Source organism: Natronococcus sp. (genome assembly GCF_047921035.1).
Classification (GTDB): Archaea; Halobacteriota; Halobacteria; order Halobacteriales; family Natrialbaceae; genus Natronococcus.
Map to the genome: position 1 here is coordinate 20,227 of NZ_JBLRWX010000025.1, position 17,903 is coordinate 38,129.

Annotated in this window: 19 protein-coding genes; 8 read left to right on the top strand and 11 right to left on the bottom strand. The window is 67.3% G+C overall.

Going from position 1 to position 17,903, the window contains the following annotated elements; translation table 11 throughout:
• Positions 1-90: 90 nt before the first annotated feature.
• On the bottom strand, positions 91-360 hold the full coding sequence (locus ACNA7R_RS07335; RefSeq protein ID WP_416282913.1) for a hypothetical protein: 270 nt from the start codon (positions 358-360) through the stop codon (positions 91-93).
• A gap of 261 nt (positions 361-621) precedes the next feature.
• Here ACNA7R_RS07335 and hisB point away from each other — a divergent pair, with 261 nt between their 5' ends.
• Both hisB and ACNA7R_RS07345 read left to right on the top strand, forming a co-directional pair.
• Positions 622-1,209 (top strand): imidazoleglycerol-phosphate dehydratase HisB, encoded by a 588-nt coding sequence (hisB, locus tag ACNA7R_RS07340; protein ID WP_416282914.1) that lies wholly within the window; start codon positions 622-624, stop codon positions 1,207-1,209.
• 81 nt (positions 1,210-1,290) lie between these two features.
• Entirely contained in the window at positions 1,291-1,794 is a 504-nt protein-coding gene (locus tag ACNA7R_RS07345) for an amino acid-binding protein (protein ID WP_416282915.1), read from the top strand.
• Here the strand turns inward: ACNA7R_RS07345 and ACNA7R_RS07350 are convergent, their stop codons facing one another.
• The gene (locus tag ACNA7R_RS07350) at positions 1,795-2,184 is read right to left on the bottom strand and encodes a hypothetical protein (protein WP_416282916.1); all 390 of its coding nucleotides are present in this window, start codon (positions 2,182-2,184) and stop codon (positions 1,795-1,797) included.
• 134 nt (positions 2,185-2,318) lie between these two features.
• Here ACNA7R_RS07350 and ACNA7R_RS07355 point away from each other — a divergent pair, with 134 nt between their 5' ends.
• Complete coding sequence (locus tag ACNA7R_RS07355; protein WP_416282917.1) at positions 2,319-2,927, top strand: IMPACT family protein; 609 nt, start codon at positions 2,319-2,321, stop codon at positions 2,925-2,927.
• A gap of 12 nt (positions 2,928-2,939) precedes the next feature.
• Here ACNA7R_RS07355 and ACNA7R_RS07360 read toward each other — a convergent pair whose 3' ends face one another.
• From ACNA7R_RS07360 to ACNA7R_RS07375, 4 genes are all read right to left on the bottom strand, one after another.
• Entirely contained in the window at positions 2,940-3,782 is an 843-nt protein-coding gene (locus tag ACNA7R_RS07360) for a hypothetical protein (RefSeq protein WP_416282918.1), read from the bottom strand.
• A gap of 127 nt (positions 3,783-3,909) precedes the next feature.
• A complete protein-coding gene (locus tag ACNA7R_RS07365) occupies positions 3,910-6,660 on the bottom strand; it encodes a TRAP transporter permease (protein WP_416282919.1) in 2,751 nt (916 codons plus the stop codon).
• A 50-nt stretch (positions 6,661-6,710) separates the two neighbouring features.
• Positions 6,711-7,220, bottom strand: a complete 510-nt coding sequence (locus ACNA7R_RS07370) for a DUF1850 domain-containing protein (RefSeq protein ID WP_416282920.1) — start codon at positions 7,218-7,220, stop codon at positions 6,711-6,713.
• A gap of 120 nt (positions 7,221-7,340) precedes the next feature.
• Positions 7,341-8,396: a TAXI family TRAP transporter solute-binding subunit gene (locus ACNA7R_RS07375; protein ID WP_416282921.1), complete on the bottom strand. Its 1,056-nt coding sequence runs from the start codon at positions 8,394-8,396 to the stop codon at positions 7,341-7,343.
• A 221-nt stretch (positions 8,397-8,617) separates the two neighbouring features.
• On the opposite strand from ACNA7R_RS07375, the gene ACNA7R_RS07380 reads away from it, so the two are divergent.
• The 3 genes from ACNA7R_RS07380 to ACNA7R_RS07390 all read left to right on the top strand — a co-directional run bounded on the left by ACNA7R_RS07380 (position 8,618) and on the right by ACNA7R_RS07390 (position 11,846).
• Positions 8,618-10,777, top strand: a complete 2,160-nt coding sequence (locus tag ACNA7R_RS07380; protein WP_416282922.1) for an alpha/beta fold hydrolase — start codon at positions 8,618-8,620, stop codon at positions 10,775-10,777.
• A 71-nt stretch (positions 10,778-10,848) separates the two neighbouring features.
• On the top strand, positions 10,849-11,481 hold the full coding sequence (locus ACNA7R_RS07385) for a M48 family metallopeptidase (protein WP_416282923.1): 633 nt from the start codon (positions 10,849-10,851) through the stop codon (positions 11,479-11,481).
• A 170-nt stretch (positions 11,482-11,651) separates the two neighbouring features.
• Entirely contained in the window at positions 11,652-11,846 is a 195-nt protein-coding gene (locus ACNA7R_RS07390; protein ID WP_416282924.1) for a DUF2892 domain-containing protein, read from the top strand.
• Positions 11,847-11,892: 46 nt separating this feature from the next.
• On the opposite strand, the gene upp is transcribed toward ACNA7R_RS07390, so the two are convergent.
• Positions 11,893-12,570, bottom strand: a complete 678-nt coding sequence (gene upp, locus ACNA7R_RS07395; RefSeq protein WP_416282925.1) for a uracil phosphoribosyltransferase — start codon at positions 12,568-12,570, stop codon at positions 11,893-11,895.
• A gap of 145 nt (positions 12,571-12,715) precedes the next feature.
• Between upp and ACNA7R_RS07400 the strand changes: the two genes are divergently transcribed.
• Positions 12,716-13,432 (top strand): DUF5828 family protein, encoded by a 717-nt coding sequence (locus ACNA7R_RS07400; protein WP_416282926.1) that lies wholly within the window; start codon positions 12,716-12,718, stop codon positions 13,430-13,432.
• Here ACNA7R_RS07400 and ACNA7R_RS07405 read toward each other — a convergent pair.
• Genes ACNA7R_RS07405 through ACNA7R_RS07420 form a run of 4 tightly spaced genes read right to left on the bottom strand, consistent with a single transcriptional unit; the run spans position 13,429 to position 16,984 of the window.
• Complete coding sequence (locus ACNA7R_RS07405) at positions 13,429-14,424, bottom strand: amino acid ABC transporter permease (protein ID WP_416282927.1); 996 nt, start codon at positions 14,422-14,424, stop codon at positions 13,429-13,431. The two genes, ACNA7R_RS07400 and ACNA7R_RS07405, sit on opposite strands and share 4 nt — an antisense overlap.
• Positions 14,425-14,454: 30 nt before the next feature.
• Positions 14,455-15,273, bottom strand: a complete 819-nt coding sequence (locus ACNA7R_RS07410; RefSeq protein WP_416282928.1) for an amino acid ABC transporter ATP-binding protein — start codon at positions 15,271-15,273, stop codon at positions 14,455-14,457.
• Positions 15,270-16,103 (bottom strand): amino acid ABC transporter permease, encoded by an 834-nt coding sequence (locus ACNA7R_RS07415; protein ID WP_416282929.1) that lies wholly within the window; start codon positions 16,101-16,103, stop codon positions 15,270-15,272. The genes ACNA7R_RS07410 and ACNA7R_RS07415 overlap by 4 nt, the downstream gene beginning before the upstream one ends.
• Before the next feature lie 11 nt (positions 16,104-16,114).
• Positions 16,115-16,984 (bottom strand): transporter substrate-binding domain-containing protein, encoded by an 870-nt coding sequence (locus ACNA7R_RS07420; RefSeq protein WP_416282930.1) that lies wholly within the window; start codon positions 16,982-16,984, stop codon positions 16,115-16,117.
• 123 nt (positions 16,985-17,107) lie between these two features.
• Between ACNA7R_RS07420 and ACNA7R_RS07425 the strand changes: the two genes are divergently transcribed.
• A partial coding sequence (locus tag ACNA7R_RS07425) for an inorganic phosphate transporter (RefSeq protein ID WP_416282931.1) occupies positions 17,108-17,903 on the top strand: 796 nt, incomplete at its 3' end.

Genomic DNA, 17,903 nt, shown 5'->3' on the forward strand with positions numbered 1-17,903 from the left:
GGAGAGGGGGGAAGATAATCGGTTCGGAACGAAAACAGCGCTCCAGTGCGCCGATGGCTCTCGAGCGGGCGGGATCGGGGTCGGACGGGCTCAACCCTGGTTGTGTTCGTGACCGACGTAGAGCGCGAGAACGTTGATTCCGAGCAGTACGGAGAACGCGAGCAGGACGTTCGGATCGCCGAGACCGCGCGCGAGCAGCGGGAGGTGGACGAACGGGAGGGCGATCGCGGCCCAGAACGCGAGGAACCGGGCGGGCGGTTCGATCGAGCGAACGAATCGGCGGTGGTATCGCTCGGACGACGATGCGTCCGGATCTGCGGGGGCGACCGAGTCCTTCGAGAGCGGGGAGTGGTTCGACATGGCCGGGAAGACCTCTTTGTAATATACAAATTCACCACAACCATCATATAAGCAAACGAATATTGGGATGGGTTAGCGCTATTTTATCGGGGATTCGTGGTGCAAGGGACGTTTCGAAACCGTTCCAGAATCAGTTAGAATTTTTATAATCAGTTCTGCGGAACTCGATCGGACGAACCGCACTCACTCCCCGGGAGCGACGGACGCGGCTCCCTCGAGCCGAGCGGAACCACCTTGTACCGGCGCCGGTATCGATCCACCATGAGCGAGCGAACGGCGACGGTGACCCGCGAGACGAGCGAGACGACTATCGAGTGTACCCTCGCGATCGACGGCAGCGGCGACGCCGACGTCGAGACGGGGATCGGCTTCTTCGATCACATGTTGACCGCGCTGGCCAAACACGGCCTGTTCGACCTCGAAGTCGAGTGTGACGGCGACCTCGAGATCGACGACCACCACACCGTCGAGGATGTCGCGATCGTCGTCGGAACGGCGCTCGACGAGGCGCTGGGCGACCGCACGGGAATCGTCCGGTACGCCGACCGCCGCGTCCCCTTAGACGAGGCCGTGGCGGGCGCCGTCGTCGACGTCAGCGGCCGGCCCCGATTCTACTTCGACGGGGCGTTCTCCCAGGACGCGATCGGCGACTTCACGAGCGACATGGCCCGCCACTTCGGGGAGTCGCTCGCGATGAACGCCGGACTGACGCTGCACCTCGAGGTCGACGGCGAGAACGCCCACCACGAGGTCGAGGCGCTGTTCAAGGCGCTCGCGCGCACGCTCGACGACGCGACCCGGATCGACGACCGCCGGGAGGGAACGCCGAGCACGAAGGGGGCGCTGTAGACGGTCTCGCAGAGTGGGAGGTCGAGGCCGCGCGTTGATCACCGATCCTTATACGACGGCACGCGTACGGGCGGTACGGACATGTTCGACGAGATTATGGAGAAGTTCGAGGGGTCGCCCAGCCAGCAGGCGGTGATCCGTCTGCTGCTCGAGCGGGGCTTTTCGGTCAACGACGACGGGCGGGTCGTCTCCGGCGGCATCGAGATCCCGAACACGGGGATCGCGCGCGAGATCGGCGTCGACCGGCGGGTCGTCGACTCGACGACCGACGTCATCCTCGAGGATCCCGAGCTACGTCGGATCTTTCAGAACATCTCGCAGGTGCCGAGCCTGATGGATCTGGCGCCGGTTCTGGACCTGACGGTGCTGTCGATCGCGGTCGACGACGCCGACCAGGAGGGGATCGTCGCGACGATTACGGGAACGCTGGCCGATCACGGTATTTCGATCCGGCAGACGATCAGCGAGGACCCCGAGTTCACCGACGAACCCCGGCTCTACCTCGTCACGGACCAGGATCTGCCGGGCAACGTGATCACCGAGATCCGCGACCTCGAGTTCGTCCGGAAGATCGAACTGCAGTGATCAGGTCGCCGGCTCGTTCTCCTCGAGGAGGGAACTGAGCGCGCTCGTCAGCTCCTCGAAGCGCTCCATCGACATGTTGTCGGTCGTCACCCAGACGCCGTGTGAGCCCCGGATCACGCGGCTCAGGTAGCCGTTCTCGAACATCCGAATCGTCGCCTCGTACTCGCCGAGCTGGGTGTTGCGGTAAGCCGACTGGGAGTGAAAGCCGCGACGCTCGTGTTCGGCAAAGCCGACGAGGTCGGCGGTTCGATCGAGATCCGACCGCAGGTACACCTGTTCGACGTCCTCCTCGGTGAGGTAGGTGATGCTGCGAAGTTCGTCGCCGACGGTGGTTCGACAGGCGCTGCGAAGCTCGTCGGCGAACGTCTCGTCGATGATGGCGTCGTCCATGCGACGACAGACCGTACCGAGGACCAATAACGTAGCGGATGCGGCACCGGCCGGCGCGACGACCGACGGGCTCTTTTCGGTCACATGCGTACGGCCCCCATGATCGATCCGGGACGGAGACGGAGTGGTCCCGCGTGACCGAGACGTACCGAACCGTCGCCGACGCCGCGACGGCGACGTTCGTCGTCCAGGGGTCGGAGTTCCTCGGCCACGTCCGTCCCGTCGACGCCGTCGACGCCGCCGAGTCGTTCGTCGAGAGCGTCGCCGCGGAGTACGACGACGCGACCCACAACGTTCCTGCCTACCGGGTGCGGGCCGATCCCGACGGGGAGTTCCTCCGGGAGTACTCGAGCGACGACGGCGAACCCTCCGGCTCGGCCGGCAAGCCGGCACTGAACGTCCTCGCCCAGCAGGATCTCGAGAACTGCGCGGTCGTCGTCACCCGTTACTACGGCGGGACGAACCTCGGCGTCGGCGGGCTCGTCCGGGCCTACTCCCGGGCAGTGAAGGAGGCCGTCGAGGAGGCAGGGATCGTCGAGCAGCAGCCACACGAACGGGTGAGGGTCACCGTCGAATACGACGACTCCGGGACCGTCCGCAGTATCTTAGAGAGCGAGGCCCTCGAGTTCGACGCCGACTACGAGGCAGAGGTCACCTTCGAGGTTCGGGTTCCGGTCGCAGAGGCCGAGGCGCTCCGGGATCGGCTCCGAAGCGCGACGAGCGGGCGGGCCGACCTGGCGTAGCCGAACGACGGACTACGGGACGGACCGCGCGTCCGCGCCCGCGGTCTCGAGGGTTCGCTCGATCGTCTCCCGGACGGCCTCGAGGTCGGCGAGTTCGGATCGCTCGAGGCGGACGTCGAACAGCCCGCGATCGAGGACGAGTTCGTCCTCGTGGAGCCGAACGTGGGAGACCTCCTCCCAGGGGACGAACGCCTTCGTGAACGGACGGCGTTTGACGAGTCCAGCTTCGTGGACCCGGATCTCGGGGTCGGCGCCCCACGGCGTCCGCCAGCGGCCCTCGATCGCGCCGGCGACGATCCAGCCGATCGCGATCAGTAGCCAGACGATAGCGGCTGCCACGTTACCGTCGATAGCGTTGACGAGCGCCAGAAACCCCCAGAGTACCGCGAGTAACGTGTCGGCTTTGCCGCCATCCGGCGGCGTCCACTCCCAGGTGGCGGCCGGTTCGTCCGCGGTTATCGTCTCCACGTACTCGCTTCGGGCGATACCGCCGAGGACGTAGCCAACCACGAGAAGGGCGAGCGACGACCCGGTCGCGACGAACGTCGAGGCGATCGGGGACCAGGACATAGTGGCGGCCGCCGCGCCGAGCAGGCCCGGAATCCCGGGCAGGTACAACAGCGCGCGCCGACGCCGGCTCCGTCCGAGACGGATCGCGAGGTCGCCGTCGAGCCGTGTGGCGACGACGCCGAAGATTCCCCCGGTCGCGAGGCCGCCGACGAAAACGGCAGCGAGGACGGCGTCCGAAACCTGCTGGGTCGCCGCCACCGAAGCGGCGACGCCGGCGACGAGAGCACCGAGGTAGAGGCCGAGAGCGGTCCGAAACCCGCTACTCGGAGAGGTGGCGTCGGGCATACCGCCCACTACGTCGGACTAGTTAAAATAATGACTGGATCGAAATCGTACGGACTGCCGTACGTCAGTGACGGCGCAACCGCGAGCCGTTCTGCGGTTGCGCCGGGACTCGGTACGGCGGACCGTATCAGGCGTCGCCGGCCGTCGGCGCGGAGGCGGCCGTATCGGTGTCGGCCTCCTCGAGGTCGGCCCGCGAGCGGTTCCGGTAGGTCAACACGGCGAGCATCGCCAGCCCGACGCCCCGCAGCGAGGCGGTGATCTCGAAGATCGTCAGCGCCGAGGGGATGCCCGCGAGCGCGAGGGCGGCCTCCGTGAGCAACAGCGGGATCTCGGGGACCATCAGCAGGATCGAGGCGATCGAGTACAGCGCGCGGTTCGCCGAGGTGACCTCGGTGTACTGGTAGCCGATGATCGTCACGCCGAGCGCGTAGACCCCGACGAACATCCCGACGACGGGGATCACCACGTCGGGAACGATGTAGCCCACGTCGGTGACGTCCGCCCAGCCCATGACCTCGCCGTCCCGCAGGAGGAGGATCCCCGGCGAGAAGACGAACGCGAACGGCACCAGCACCTTGTTCAGCGAGAGCAGGAAGGCGGTTACCGCCGTCTTCATCTCTTCGGCCTTCGCGACGCCGGCCCCGGCGAAGGCCGCGACCGCGACCGGGGGCGTGACGTCGGCCATCAGCCCCCAGTAGAGGACGAACAGGTGTGCGGCCAGCAGGATCACGCCGGCTTCGACCAGCGGTGCCTCGAGCATCGCGACCAGGATGATGTACATCGCGGTCGTCGGCATCCCCATCCCGAAGATGATCGAGGCGACGCCGGTCAAAAGCAACAGTACGAGCATCGAGTCGCCGCTGATGGCGCTGATGAGTGCCGCCAGGTTCGGCCCCAGGCCGGAGACGCTGATGACCCCGGGGACGACGCCCGCCGCGGCGACGGCGACGACGACGGTGGTGGCGGTCCGCGCCCCGGAGTCCATCGACTTCAGGACGAACGCGCCGAACCGGTAGGCGTTGTTGCTCGCGAGCGTCGGGCGGTCGAGTTTCTCGGCGGTTCCCGTTGCGGCGTCGTCGACCGCATCGTCGAACTCGAGCAGCGGCGCGTCGCCGCGGGGTTGAAGCAGGATGACCGCGACACTCACGAGGATCGCGATGATGCCGAGGTCGGAAGCGGCGGCGCCGATCGCAGCGGCGGCCGACAGCGGCTCACCGGTCGGCTCGAGTCCGGCGACCGCCAGGATCGCGTCGACGAGACCGACGCCGACGGCCGCGTATGCGGCAGCGTGAGCGGCGAAGAGCGCCGTGATCGTCGCGAGCAACGGAACGCGGGTCCGCTCGTTGTAGGCGGCGACGACCGCGAGCAGCGCGATCACGGCGACGATCGTGTACCAGCCGGCCCGGTTGATCGAGTACCGGGCGATGATGAGGTAGTACAGCAGGAGGACGATCGGAATCAGGTAGAACCAGCCGCTTCGCAGGGCGCTTCGCACCGCGGGGAGCTCCGAGCGCGGCAGGCCGCCGATCCCGCCCCTGACGGCCTCGAAGTGGACCATCACCCACATCCCGAAAAAGAAGGCGAGCGCGGGTAACGTCGCGGCGATGATCACGTCGGCGTAGGGTGTCCCCGTGAACTCGACGATGAGGAAGGCGGCGGCGCCCATCACGGGCGGGAGCATCTGTCCGCCCGAGGACGAGGACGACTCGACGGCCCCGGAGAACTCCGGCGAGTAGCCCGACCGCTTCATCAGCGGGATGGTAAACGCCCCGGTCGTCACCGTGTTCGCGATCGAGGATCCCGAGAGCATTCCCATGAACCCGCTGGAGACGACGCTCGCCTTCGCCGGGCCGCCCTGGCGGGTTCCGGTCGCGGAGTAGGCGAGATCGATGAACCACTTGCCCGCGCCGCTCATCTCGAGGAACGCCCCGAACAGGATAAAGATGTAGATGAACCGAACGCTGACGGAGACGGGCTGGCTGTGGACCCCCGCCTCGACGGTGTACCAGAGGTTGTACATGATGTTCCCCCAGGTATCCGGCTGGATGGTCAGCGCGCCGATCGCCGAGTCCCGCGGGATGAGATAGCCCCATCGGGCGTAGACGATGAACGTCGCGACGAGCGACGCGAGCAGGAGTCCGAGCGCGCGTCGGGTCGCCTCGAGGACGAGCACCATCCCGAGGACGGCGAGTATGAACGCGGCCGAGGCGTCGGCGAAGGGGGCGCCCGCGTCGGCGAGCGTGCCGCCGATATCGACGTCGACGCCGGCGACGGTCGCCAGCAGCCACTCGGTCGCCACGAACGGCGGAAACACCTCGTAGATCGACTGCGTCCCCTCGAACCGGTGGACCCCGATCGTTCGGATCTCGTCGAAGTGGCTCGCGATGTAGTAGGCGGGCCAGACCGAAAGCAGCGCCAGGAGGACGTCGATCGGCGCGATCCGGCGCATGTCCGGATCGAGCACCGCCCAGCGGGTGAACCCGGCCGTGCGGGCGGTCACACCGGTGAGCGCGTGATCGTCGCCGAACCGTCGCCTGACGGCTGGTTCGACCCGACCGAGACGGCGAGCGAGGAAGCCGTCGCCGCGACTCGCCGGGAACAGTAGGAACGCGAGCACCAGCGCGAACGCGACGTGGATCGCGTTCACCTGCAGCTGCTGGAGCCCGACGAGTCGGACCTCGCCGACGATCGGGAGCGTCGTGCCGAAGACGTACCCCCGGGCGGCGATCCACATCTGGAACGCCGAAAACGAGATCGCGATCAGACCGACGATCACGACGGCGAGCCCGCGATGGGTTCGCCGGCGCTCAACCTCCTCCATCAGTTCCTGCTGCTCTTCCTCGCTCAACGCGTCCGTATCTCGAGTGTCTATACTCATGCGTTCGACCCGTTCGTACTCCCCTCAGCGGTTCGCATAGCGTCCATTAGTTAGTGATACCCGCGTTGTAATTGATTCGATCGAGTCGGCCCATCCGCTGGAGAGCCGTCGGCGACCGCGTCCAGACGACCGACTGCGGCAGTTCGATCACCGATCGCGTCCCCGACCGTTCGATCGGTCAGAAACAGAACGACGCCGCCGTCGGCGACAGCGACGAGATCGTAGCGATCGTCGCCGACGACAAGTTCGTGGCCGGCGATCGAGCCGGGAACGACGTACAGCTCGTCGTGACGACCGCTCCCCTCGGCGACGTACCCTTCGTCGGTGCGCGTAACGTCGGTCGGCAACCCCGCCCCGAAGGAGTGAAACACCGACTTCACGGCTCGCAGTTCGTCGCCGTCGACGGCGTAGACGTCCTCGACCGGCGTTCGCTCGACGCTGTGGGTGTACGCCAGCGTCACCTCCTCGCCGTCGTCGACGGGGATCTCGAGCAGTCGCTCCTCGGTGGCGGCGTCGGCGACGACGAGCGTCCGGCCGGCGGTCGCCGCCGAGATCGTCACAGCGGACGCTCCGAACAGTGCGAAAGCGGACGCGACGAGTCGTCGTCTGGTTACGCTCACGGTGGTCGAGTGGCGGTCCGTCGAGAGGCCTCGGAGTCGACGCCGGTCGGCGTCGATTCCTTACTCCTCGGCGTCGCCGAAGTACGCCTCGGCGCCGGGATGGAGATCGATCGGCATCCCGTCCTGGGCGGACTCGACGTCGATGAAGTCGGCCTGGGTGGTGAACTGGTCGGTGTTGTCGAAGATCGCCGTCGTGACCTCCTCGACGATCTCCTCGTCCATCCCCTCGTGGGTGGCGATCATCGCCTGGACCGACACCGTCTCGACGTCGTCGTCGACGCCGTCGTACGTCCCGCCGGGGATCGTGTCCTCGGCGAGCCACTCGGCCTCGTTCATGAGGTCCTCGCGGAGGTCTTCCTCGACCTCCACGAACGCGATGTCCTGATTGACCGCGAGGTCCTCGATCGCACCGAGGGGCCACCCCCCTACGGTGACCGCGGCGTCGACGTCGCCGTCACCGATCTGGTCGGCGGCCGTCCCGAAGTCGGTGTTCTGCTCGTCGAAGTCCTCGACGCCCGCGGTTTCGAGGATCTGCAGGGCGTTGACCTGCGTCCCGCTGCCGACGTCGCCGGTGTTGACCGAGGCGCCCTCGAGGTCCTCGACGGTCTCGATGCCCGAGTCGGCCTGGGTGACGATGTGGATCGTCTCCGGGTACAGCGAGGCGATCCCGCGGAGGTTCTCGACGGGTTCACCCTCGAACTCGTCGATACCGGTACCGTTGAACGCGAAGTAGGCGATGTCGTTCTGAATCAGCGCGAAGTCGGCCTCCTCCCGCTGGAGACTGCCGACGTTCTCGACGCTCGCGCCGGTCGATTGCACCTGAATGCCGTGTGGCGAGTGCTCCTCGACGATGGACTTCACGTCACCCGACAGCGGGTAGTACGTCCCCTCGGTGCCGCCCGCGTGCCAGGAGAGCACTTCGCCGCCCTCGTCCGGGTCGGCCTCCTCGAGGTCCTCGTCTCCGCCGTTCTCGTCGCCGTTGGCGTCGTCGTCGCCGTTGCCGTTGTCCCCGTTCGCCTCCTCTTCGGCGTCTTCCCCGATACAGCCGGCTACTCCCACGATTCCAGCAGCCCCACCGAGCGCAATGAACTTGCGCCGCTTGATATGTCGAACCATACAGAATATATAATGCGGAATACGTTAATAGCTGCTTCGGATTTTTCCGTTCGTTTGCGAGCGAACGGTTCGGATGACGAGGGGTATACTCGCGGCGTTCGAAACGACCTACAGTACCAGTCCTTCATGATCGGACGAGCGTCGAGGGGACCGTCCTCGGTCATCGATCGATCTCACCTACGAATCGAAATACTTTCGCCGATCCCACGGCACCTGTTGCCATGAACCGAATCGAGGCGGCCGACTACCACGAGATCGCACGGGCGGCGGAGCCGCGACTGGCACCGGACGGCGAGCGGGTCGCGTTCGTTCGCCGGACCTCCGAGGACGGCGAGACGACCGCGGCGACGATCCACGTCGTCCCCGTCGGCGGCGACGAGCCGAGACAGTTCACCGTGACCGACGGCGTCGACGACCAGCCCCGCTGGAGCCCCGACGGCGAGTTCCTCGCGTTCGCCAGCACCCGCGGCGAGGGCGACCGACAACAGCTGTGGCTCCTGCCGACCGACGGCGGCGAGGCACGGCGGCTCACCGGCGTCGTCGGCGGGATCGACGACCTCGAGTGGAGCCCCGACGGCTCCCGCCTCCTGTTTACCCAGCGAGTCACCGCGGCCGACCGCGAGGACGGACGCGACCGGGCGGTCGATCCCGGCTACGAACCCGAGACGCCCGATCCGCGGGTAATCGACCGCATGATCTACCGCGCCGGGACGGAGTACCTCGACGGCCGGCGGAGTCACGTCTACGTCCTCGAGGTCGAGGCGGCCCTCGAGGGCGCCGTCGATCCCTCGGCGGACGACGGGGACGCGGGAGAAGCGATCACCCGACTCACGGACGGCGACGCGGACCACGTCGGCCCGACCTGGGGCGACAGCGAAACCGTCTACTACGCGACCAAAACCGGCGAACAGCCCGACGACTCGATCACGTTCGACCTGCTCGAGCACGATCTCGCGACCGACGAGACGGAGGCGTTCACGCAGACGACGGGCTGGATCGGCGGACTCGAGGCGACGACCGACGGTCGGGTCGCCTTCGAGTACACCGACGAGGAGCGGTTTACGCTCGGCCAGACCGAACTCCGGGTCCACGACCGCTCGACTGGAACCGAGACCACGCCGACGGAATCGCTCGATCGGACGATCGGTCACAACTCGACGTTCGAGTGGGACCCGGAGGGCGAGTCGCTGTACTTCACGACGCCCGACGAGGGGTCGCGAGTGCTCTGGTCGGTCCCCGGCGACGCGAGCGAGGAGCCGACCCGCGTCTACGGCGAGGGCGTCACCGTCGAGTCGTTCTCGGTCGGAAGCGACGCCGTCGCCGTCGCCCAAAGCGAGTGGGACCACCCCGGCGATCTGTTCCTCACGACCCGGGGCGGTGCCGAGACGGTCAGGCTGACCCGGGTCAACCACGAGTACCTCTCGGATCGGGCCGTCCGCCAGCCCGAGGAGGTGTGGTTCGAGAGCGACGGACGCGAGATCCAGGGCTGGCTGCTCACGCCGCCGGACTTTGGAGGCGAGGTGCGACGCACCTCGGAAGCGTCGAGCGAGCAGGGCTCGCGAGACCCCGACGAGACGTACCCGCTGGTCGTCGAGATCCACGGGGGGCCCCACTCCCAGTGGACCACGTCGGGAACGATGTGGCACGAGTTCCAGACGCTGGCCGCGCGGGGGTACGTCGTCTTCTGGTCGAACCCCCGCGGGTCGACGGGCTACGGCGAGGACCACATGAGCGCCATCGAGCGCGACTGGGGTGACGTGACGCTGACCGACGTCCTCGCAGGCGTCGACGCCGTCTGCGAGCGCGAGTACGTCGACGAGGACGAACTGTACGTCACCGGGGGCAGCTTCGGTGGGTTCATGACCGCCTGGACAGCCGGACAGACCGACCGGTTCCGGGCGGCGGTCTCCCAGCGCGGCGTCTACGATCTCACCGGGTTCTACGGCTCGACGGACGCGTTCAAGCTCGTCGAGGGCGACTTCGGCACGACGCCCTGGGAGGAACCCGAGTTCCTCTGGGAGCGCTCGCCCGTCGCCCACGTCCCGAACGTCGAGACCCCGACCCTCGTGCTCCACTCCGATCGGGACTACCGGACCCCCGCGAACACCGCCGAGCTGTTCTACCTCGGGCTCAAGAAACACGGCGTCGACACGCGGCTCGTCCGCTACCCCCGCGAGGGCCACGAGCTCTCCCGCAGCGGCGAGCCCGGCCACGTCGTCGACCGTATCGAGCGCATCGCCCGCTGGTTCGACGGCTACTCGAGCTATCACGACGCGCCGCCCGCCCTCGAGCGCGAGCGGGACGCGGGGCTCTCGAGCGCGACGGACGACGACGATGGCGACGAGAGCGAGACGGACGAAGCGAGCGAAAGCGAGGAGTAGCGCTCGACAATTCCGCGCTCGAGGTGACAACTGCCGAAACAGTATTGTCGAACAGAGCGAAATAGCGGAACGTGCCGCTTTCGCCCGACCGACGGCTCCAGCTTCGAATGCTCGGCGCGCTCGCGCTGGTAGTAGCCGTCAACGGCGCCCTCCTCGCGGCGGTAGCCTGGATCGGGAGCCGCGCGCTCTCCGCGAGCGGGCGGTCGGTGTCGGTCGAACTCGGCCTCCCGCTTTCGGTCGGCGCGGTGCTTCTCGGCGCGAACGCCATCGTCCTCGGACTGTTCTCGCGGGCCCGCGAGTACGCCGCCGATCGCGGCGCGAGCCGACTCACCGGGAATCCGGCGGCGCTGGCGAGCGCCCTGGAGACGCTCGGCGACGGCTCGCGTCCCGTCGAGGACGCGCGGGTCCACGCCAGTGCAACGCTCGGAATCGTGCCGCAGCCGCTCGGCCTCGAGGACGTTACCGAGGACGAAGAGGAAAGCTGGGTCGAGCGATACCTGTCGCCGGTCTCGCTCGAGCGAATCGGAGAGCCAGCCCTCTTCGACCGGGTGGTGACCGGAATCGGCGGATGGCTCCGCGAGCGACTCGTCGCGCCGACGGTAGCCGCCGTCCGCCGGCTGCTGGGCTGGCGGCCGGCCACGCATCCGCCGACGGCGACGCGGGTCGAGCGGCTGCGAGTGCTCGAGCGACGCCGGCGCGAGTAACGGTCGTTTCAGCCGGTCGAACGACGAAGAGACGGTGTGTCGGGGAACGGTTCGGGACCGTTTCGACTCGAGATCGGCGATCGAAACCGCACGACGTGGCCGGGGTTCGACCGGAAACGGAGGGGTTCAGGGGATAGAGTGACGTGCGTAGCGTCCCTTCCTCCGTGTAGATGAAACCGAACGTCGGCGGAGTTGACCGCGCGCTGCGGATCGTCGTCGGGGTCGTTCTGCTAGTCGTCGGCTACCGGAACCGCGACCGAACGCTCGGGACGCTGGCGTTCGTCGCCGGCAGCGACATCACGGCGACCGCGGTCATTCAGCGCTGTCCCGTCAACAGTTTGCTCGGGATCGACACCTGCAACTGACCCCGTCTCCGACTCCGGACGAACACCGCCCGCGCTCGAGCGCCGCCTACGTCGTCCGGAACGCCCGGTCGCCGGCGTCGCCCAGTCCGGGGACGATGAAGCCGTCGTCGTCGAGGCGGTCATCGATCGAGACCGTCAGCAGGTCGGCCTCGGGGTGGGTTTCGTCGACCCGAAGCAGTCCCTCGGGTGCCGACACCGCCGAGAGAACGATCAGGTTCTCGGGTTCGGGCGAGTTCTCGATGACGTGCTCCAGGACGGTGCACATCGTACTCCCGGTCGCGAGCATCGGGTCGGCGATGATCACCGTGTCCTCCTCGTGGATCTCGGGGAGTTTGACGTAATCGACGGAGATCGGGAACGAGCCGTCCTCGTCGCGGCCGGCCTCCTCGTCGCGGCTCGCGCTGATGACCCCCTGGCGCGCGCGCGGGAACGCCTTCAGCAGTCCCTCGACGAACGGCGTCGCCGCGCGTAAGACGTTGATGATGACGACGTCGTCGAGTCCCCGAATCCGTTCGCCCATCGTCGGCTCGAGCGGCGTCTCGATCTCGACGTACTCGGTCTCCATCCGGCCGTCGATGATCTCGTAGCCGCAGATGCGGCCGAGCTTGACCAGTCCCTTCCGGAAGCTGACCTGCTCGGTTTCGATGTCCCGAAGCTGCGAGAGCGTGTGTTTCGCGAGGGCGTGCGTGATCAGGTGTGCGTCCTCCCGGTCTTCGATCGTCATTACTCGAACAGGCACGCGCCGACACTTTCACGGTGTCGGTCCGCCTCGACGGACGACCGGGTCGCGTGCCCACGTCTCACGAGAGTGGCGGTCTCACGCAGCGACGAAACTTATGTCGGTCCAACGCATAGCAGCGCGCAGCCGAATGGAAGAGAGCATTTCCGGATTCAAGGTTCGCGGCGACTGGGGCGACGTCGTCGAGCACGGCGAGCGGATCACGCGCGCGCTCCGGAAGGCGGGCGTCCACGACCCCGACCACGACTACGGCGCGAGCTTCGCCCGCGCCTTCGACGAGTGGGACGAGTGGCGCCCGAAAGCCCACGAAACGCTCGAGCGAGACGTCAGCGAGAAGACGGCCGATCAGGCCAGCGTCGAGGAGGGCAAGGGGGAGCGCGCCGGCAAGGAGCCCGACGACGACATCAAGACTGCCGGCGAGAAGTTGTCGGAGTCGTACGAACACTTAGAGAAGGACGACGCCGACGCCGCGGTCGACGACTGGAAGGAGTCGATCGACTACGTCGCGCGGGCGGCCGACTCCGCGAGCCGCAAGGCGCTCCGGCGGGTCGAGGACACCGTCTACCAGAACGTGATGACCCAGCTGGCGCCCTACTACTTCGACAACGAACTCATCAGCGCGAACATCCAGCAGTCGACCCGCGGCGAGGGCGAGCAGTTCATCTTCGAGGTCAACGTCAACGACGACGTCCTGAAGGAGGACGTCTCCGGACAGCTCAGCGAGTTCGAGGACGCGATCGACCGCTGGCACGTCGAGGTCGAAAAGGACACGGAGGCCGCCGAGGCGATCGAGGGCGCCGAGCCGCCACCCGAGCCCACGGACAACTCGAAGTCGACGACGAACTAACCCTGCTGGCGGCCATCGGCCTGTCCGATCCCCGGAACCGCGACCCGGCGTTCGACGCGGGTCATCAGGTTCGTCGCCGACAGCACGATACCGAGGTAGACCAGCGCCAGCAGCGTGAAGATCGGCGTGTACTCGAACGTCGAGGAGGCGATCCGGCTGGCCCGGTAGTACAGTTCTGGAACGGTGATAAAGCCCGCCAGCGAGGAGTACTTGATCAGGTAGACCAGTTCGTTCGTCCAGGCCGGGATCGCGTACCGCAGCGTCTGGGGGAGGACGACGTGGCGGATTCCCTCGAGCTTGGAGAGCCCGATCGCCCGCGCGGCGGTGAGCTGGCCCTCGTCGACGCTCTCGAGGGCGCCCCGGATGTACTCGGCCTGGTAAGCCGAGCCGTTGATCGTGAAGCCGATGATCGCGATCCAGAACGCGTAGTCCGGGACGAACCCCTCGCCGATGATGGAGACGTCGTTGAGCCACAGCGCCAGGTAGGGCGTGTAGTAGAGGACGAACAGCTGGGCCAGAAGCGGCGTTCCCCGGATCAGTTCGGTGTACGACAGCGCGATCCACCGGAACGGGCCGCCGTACACCCGGAGGACGGCCGTCGGCACGGCGATGAAGAAGCCGAGCACGATCGCGACCGTCGTCAGGACGACCGTGTACCACGCGCCGGTCGCCAGCGCGGGCGCGATGTCGATCGCCAGCGCGATCCCGTCGGCGAGGGTCGCGAGCCAGTCGACCGGTATCCTGACCGGGCCTAGAGCGACGACCGAGCCCTCGAGCGCCGTCGCAGCTCCCTCGAACGGGGCCGGCGAGAGGAAGTTCTCGCCCTCGCCAGGACCGATCCCCCAGCGGCCGAGCGTCCAGTCGTAGAGCCAGCGCGTGACCAGCCACCCCCAGAAGGCGATCCCGGCAACGACCATCGCGATCCGACCGAGGTCGTCGGTCGACTCCCGGAGCCGGCCGGCGTCGATCCCCAGGACGTCGGCGACGCTCATGGTCGCGCGCGACCCCCAGTATCGAGTTCGCTACTCATGGCGGATGCTCTCGAAGAATCGCTTCGTTCGCTCGCGCTCGGGATTCTCGAACAGCCGTTCGGGCGGCCCCCGTTCGACGATCTCGCCCTCCGCGAGGAACGTGATCTCGCTTGCGCCCCCGCGGGCGAAGCGCATCTCGTGGGTGACGACGACCATCGTCATCCCCTCGGCGACCAGCCCCTGCATCACCTCGAGTACCTCGTTGCTGAGTTCGGGGTCGAGCGCGCTGGTGGGCTCGTCGAACAGCATCACTTCGGGATCCATCGCCAGCGCGCGGGCGATCCCGACGCGCTGTTTCTGGCCGCCCGAGAGCTGTGCGGGGTAGGAGTCGGCCTGGTCGGCGAGTCCGACCCGGTCGAGTTCGCTGTCGGCCCGTCGGCGGGCTTCGTCCTTGCTCAGCCCGCGGACCTTGCGCAGTCCCAGCGTGATGTTCTTGCGCGCGGTGAGGTGGGCGAAGAGGTTGATATCCTGGAAGACCATCCCGATCTGCTGGCGGACGGCGTTGGGGTCGGTGTCGGACGCGGTGATCTCTGTGTCGCCGAGGTAGATGTGACCGCTGTCGACCTCGGTCAGGCGGTTGAGACACCGCAACAGCGTGGACTTCCCGCTCCCGCTGGGGCCGACGAGCACCTCGACGTCCCCGCGGTCGATCTCGAGGTCGATCCCCCGGAGCACCTCCTCGTCGCCGTAGGACTTCCGGACGTCCTCGAGGCGCAACAGGGGGTCCGTTTCGGTCCCGCGGGCCGAACTCGAGGCGTCGGCGCCGCGCTCCCGTCCAGTACCGTCGGTCGTCTTTGGACGATCACTCACGACGATTCACCTGGGATTGCGAAGCGATTGCTCACATAGTCGAGCGTGCGGTTGGTTCCGAAGGTCAACACGAAGTAGAGCAGGCTGATGAAGAGGATGATTTCGAGCACGGCGGTCGTTTGCTGGGTAAAGAGGTCGTGGCTGCGCTTGAGCAGTTCCCCGAGGCCGATCGCGAAGGCGATCGAGGTGTCTTTCAGGACGATCGTGAACTCGTTTTGGAACCCCGGGACGCTGCGACGCATCGCCTGGGGGACGATCACGTGGCGGATCGCCTCGAGACGGCTCATGCCGATCGAGCGGGCGGCCTCCATCTGTCCCTCGTCGATGCTTCCGAGGGCGCCCCGGAAGATCTGGGACTGATAGGCGGCACTCCGAAAGCCCAGCGCGATCGTCGCCGCGATGAAGGCTTCGGGAACGTCCGTCGGCACGGTAAACGGCGTCGGGCCGAGGACGAACTCGATCGAGCGGAGTCCGAGTTCGGCGGCGCTGAGGACGATCTCGATGGGCAGTACGAAGTACGTGAAGATCATGATGACCAGGATCGGGGTCCCGCGCAACAGGACGCCGAACTTGCGGACGAGCGCCCGCGAGTAGCCGCTCCCGTAGGCCTCGATCGCGCCGGCGGGAAAGCCGGCGAAGAAGCCGAGCAGGATGCTGGTCAGTGTGAGGAGGATCGTGACGACGGTCCCCCACAGCAGGTAGTCGCTGTTCCGGTAGACGAACTCCCAGTCCTCGCCGAGATACTGGCCGACCTGCTCCTCGCTAACGGGCAGGAGCTGCCCCGCCGGCAGCGCCGTCGAGAGCTCGGTCAGCGCGACGATGCCTTCCATTGCCGATCAGGCTACTCGTCGAACCACTCCTGGGTGATCTCGTCGTACTCGCTGGATTCCTCGACGGCCGCGATCCCCTCGCTGAGCGCTTCCTGGAGGTCCTCGTCGTCCTGCCGGACCCCGAAGCCGTACTCCTCGCCAGTTTCGAACGTGAAGGCGATCTCGACGTCCCGGTCGCCCGCGAACGACTCGGCGACCGGCTCGTCGATGACGATCGCGTCCAGGGTACCGCGCTCTAACTCCTCGACCGCGAGGACGTAGTTGTCGTAGGAGGTGTAGTCGACGTCGTCGCCGAGTTCGTCCTCGACGACGCCCTCGCCCGTCGTCCCGGACTGGGCGCCGACCTCGAGGCCCTCGAGGTCCTCGAGTTCGTCGGGCTCGACGTCCCCGCCGGACTGGACCAGTACGGACTGGTCGGCGCTGTAGTACGGCTCGGTGAAGGCGATCGACTCCTCCCGTTCCTCGGTGATCGTCATCGCCGCGGCGATGACGTCGATGTTCTCGTTCTCGAGGGCGGGGATCAGCGAGTCGAACTCGAGTTCCTCCCAGTCGCCGAGTTCGTACTCGGTCTCGGCGACGACGGCCTCGAGCAGATCGATGTCGAAGCCGACGAGTTCGCCGTCGACGTTCATCTCGAAGGGTTCGAACCCGGGCGCGGTGCCGGGAACGATCGTCTCACCTTCCCCGTCGTCGGTGCCGTTCTCGCCGTCGTCGGCGACGTCCTCGTCGTCTCCGTTGCCGTCGGCACCGTTTTCGTCGTCCCCGTTCCCGTCCTCCGCGTCCTCGAGACAGCCGGCCAGGCCGATCGTCGTGGCGACCCCGGCTCCCCCGGCCAGCGTCAGGTACTCCCGCCTGTCGAATCTCCGCTGCTGATCGCGCATAGCTACGCTTCGATATGAGGGCCAACACTTAACACCTAACGGTATCGACGCCGGCTCTCGGCCGCGAAGACGGCGATTGCAGGTCGGCACACACTTGTAGGGGCCTCGAGTAAGGTCGGACAGATGGTCGAACTCGTGACGGTCGCGACGTTTCTGATCGCCGCAGCCGCCAGTCTGTTCATGGCCTGGGCGATCGGCGCCGGCTCGAGCGGGTCGACCCCGTTCGCCCCCGCGGTCGGCGCGAACGCCATCTCGGTGATGCGAGCCGGCTTCTTCGTCGGCATCCTCGGCTTTGCCGGCGCGGTGTTGCAGGGAGCGAACGTCTCCGAGGCGGTCGGAACGGAGCTGATCGGGGGCGTGACGCTGTCCCCGGCGGCCGCGACGATCGCCCTGATCATCGCGGCGGGGCTCGTCGCGATCGGGGTCTTCGCGGGGTATCCGATCGCGACCGCGTTCACCGTCACCGGAGCCGTCGTCGGCGTCGGTCTCGCGATGGGCGGCGATCCGGCCTGGGCGAAGTACACCGAGATCGTCACCCTGTGGGTCCTGACGCCGTTCGTCGGCGGCGGGATCGCCTACGCGATCGCGCGGACGCTGCGGGCCGAACCGATCGCCGAGGAGTACCTCATCGTCGCGCTGGCGGCGCTGATCGGCGTCATCGTCGCCAACATCGAGTTCGCCGTCCTCGGGCCGCCCGGCGGCGGCGCGTCGATCGCTCAGGCCTCGAGCGGCTGGATCCCGGGTGGCGATACCGTCGGCGTCGTCGCGATGACGACGCTCATAGCGGTCCTCTGGGCGATCGTCATCGGGTACGACCTCCGTAACGGGGACGAACGCGGCGAACGGCACTTCCTTCTCCTGCTTGGGGGCCTCGTCGCGTTCTCCGCCGGCGGCAGTCAGGTCGGGCTCGCGATCGGCC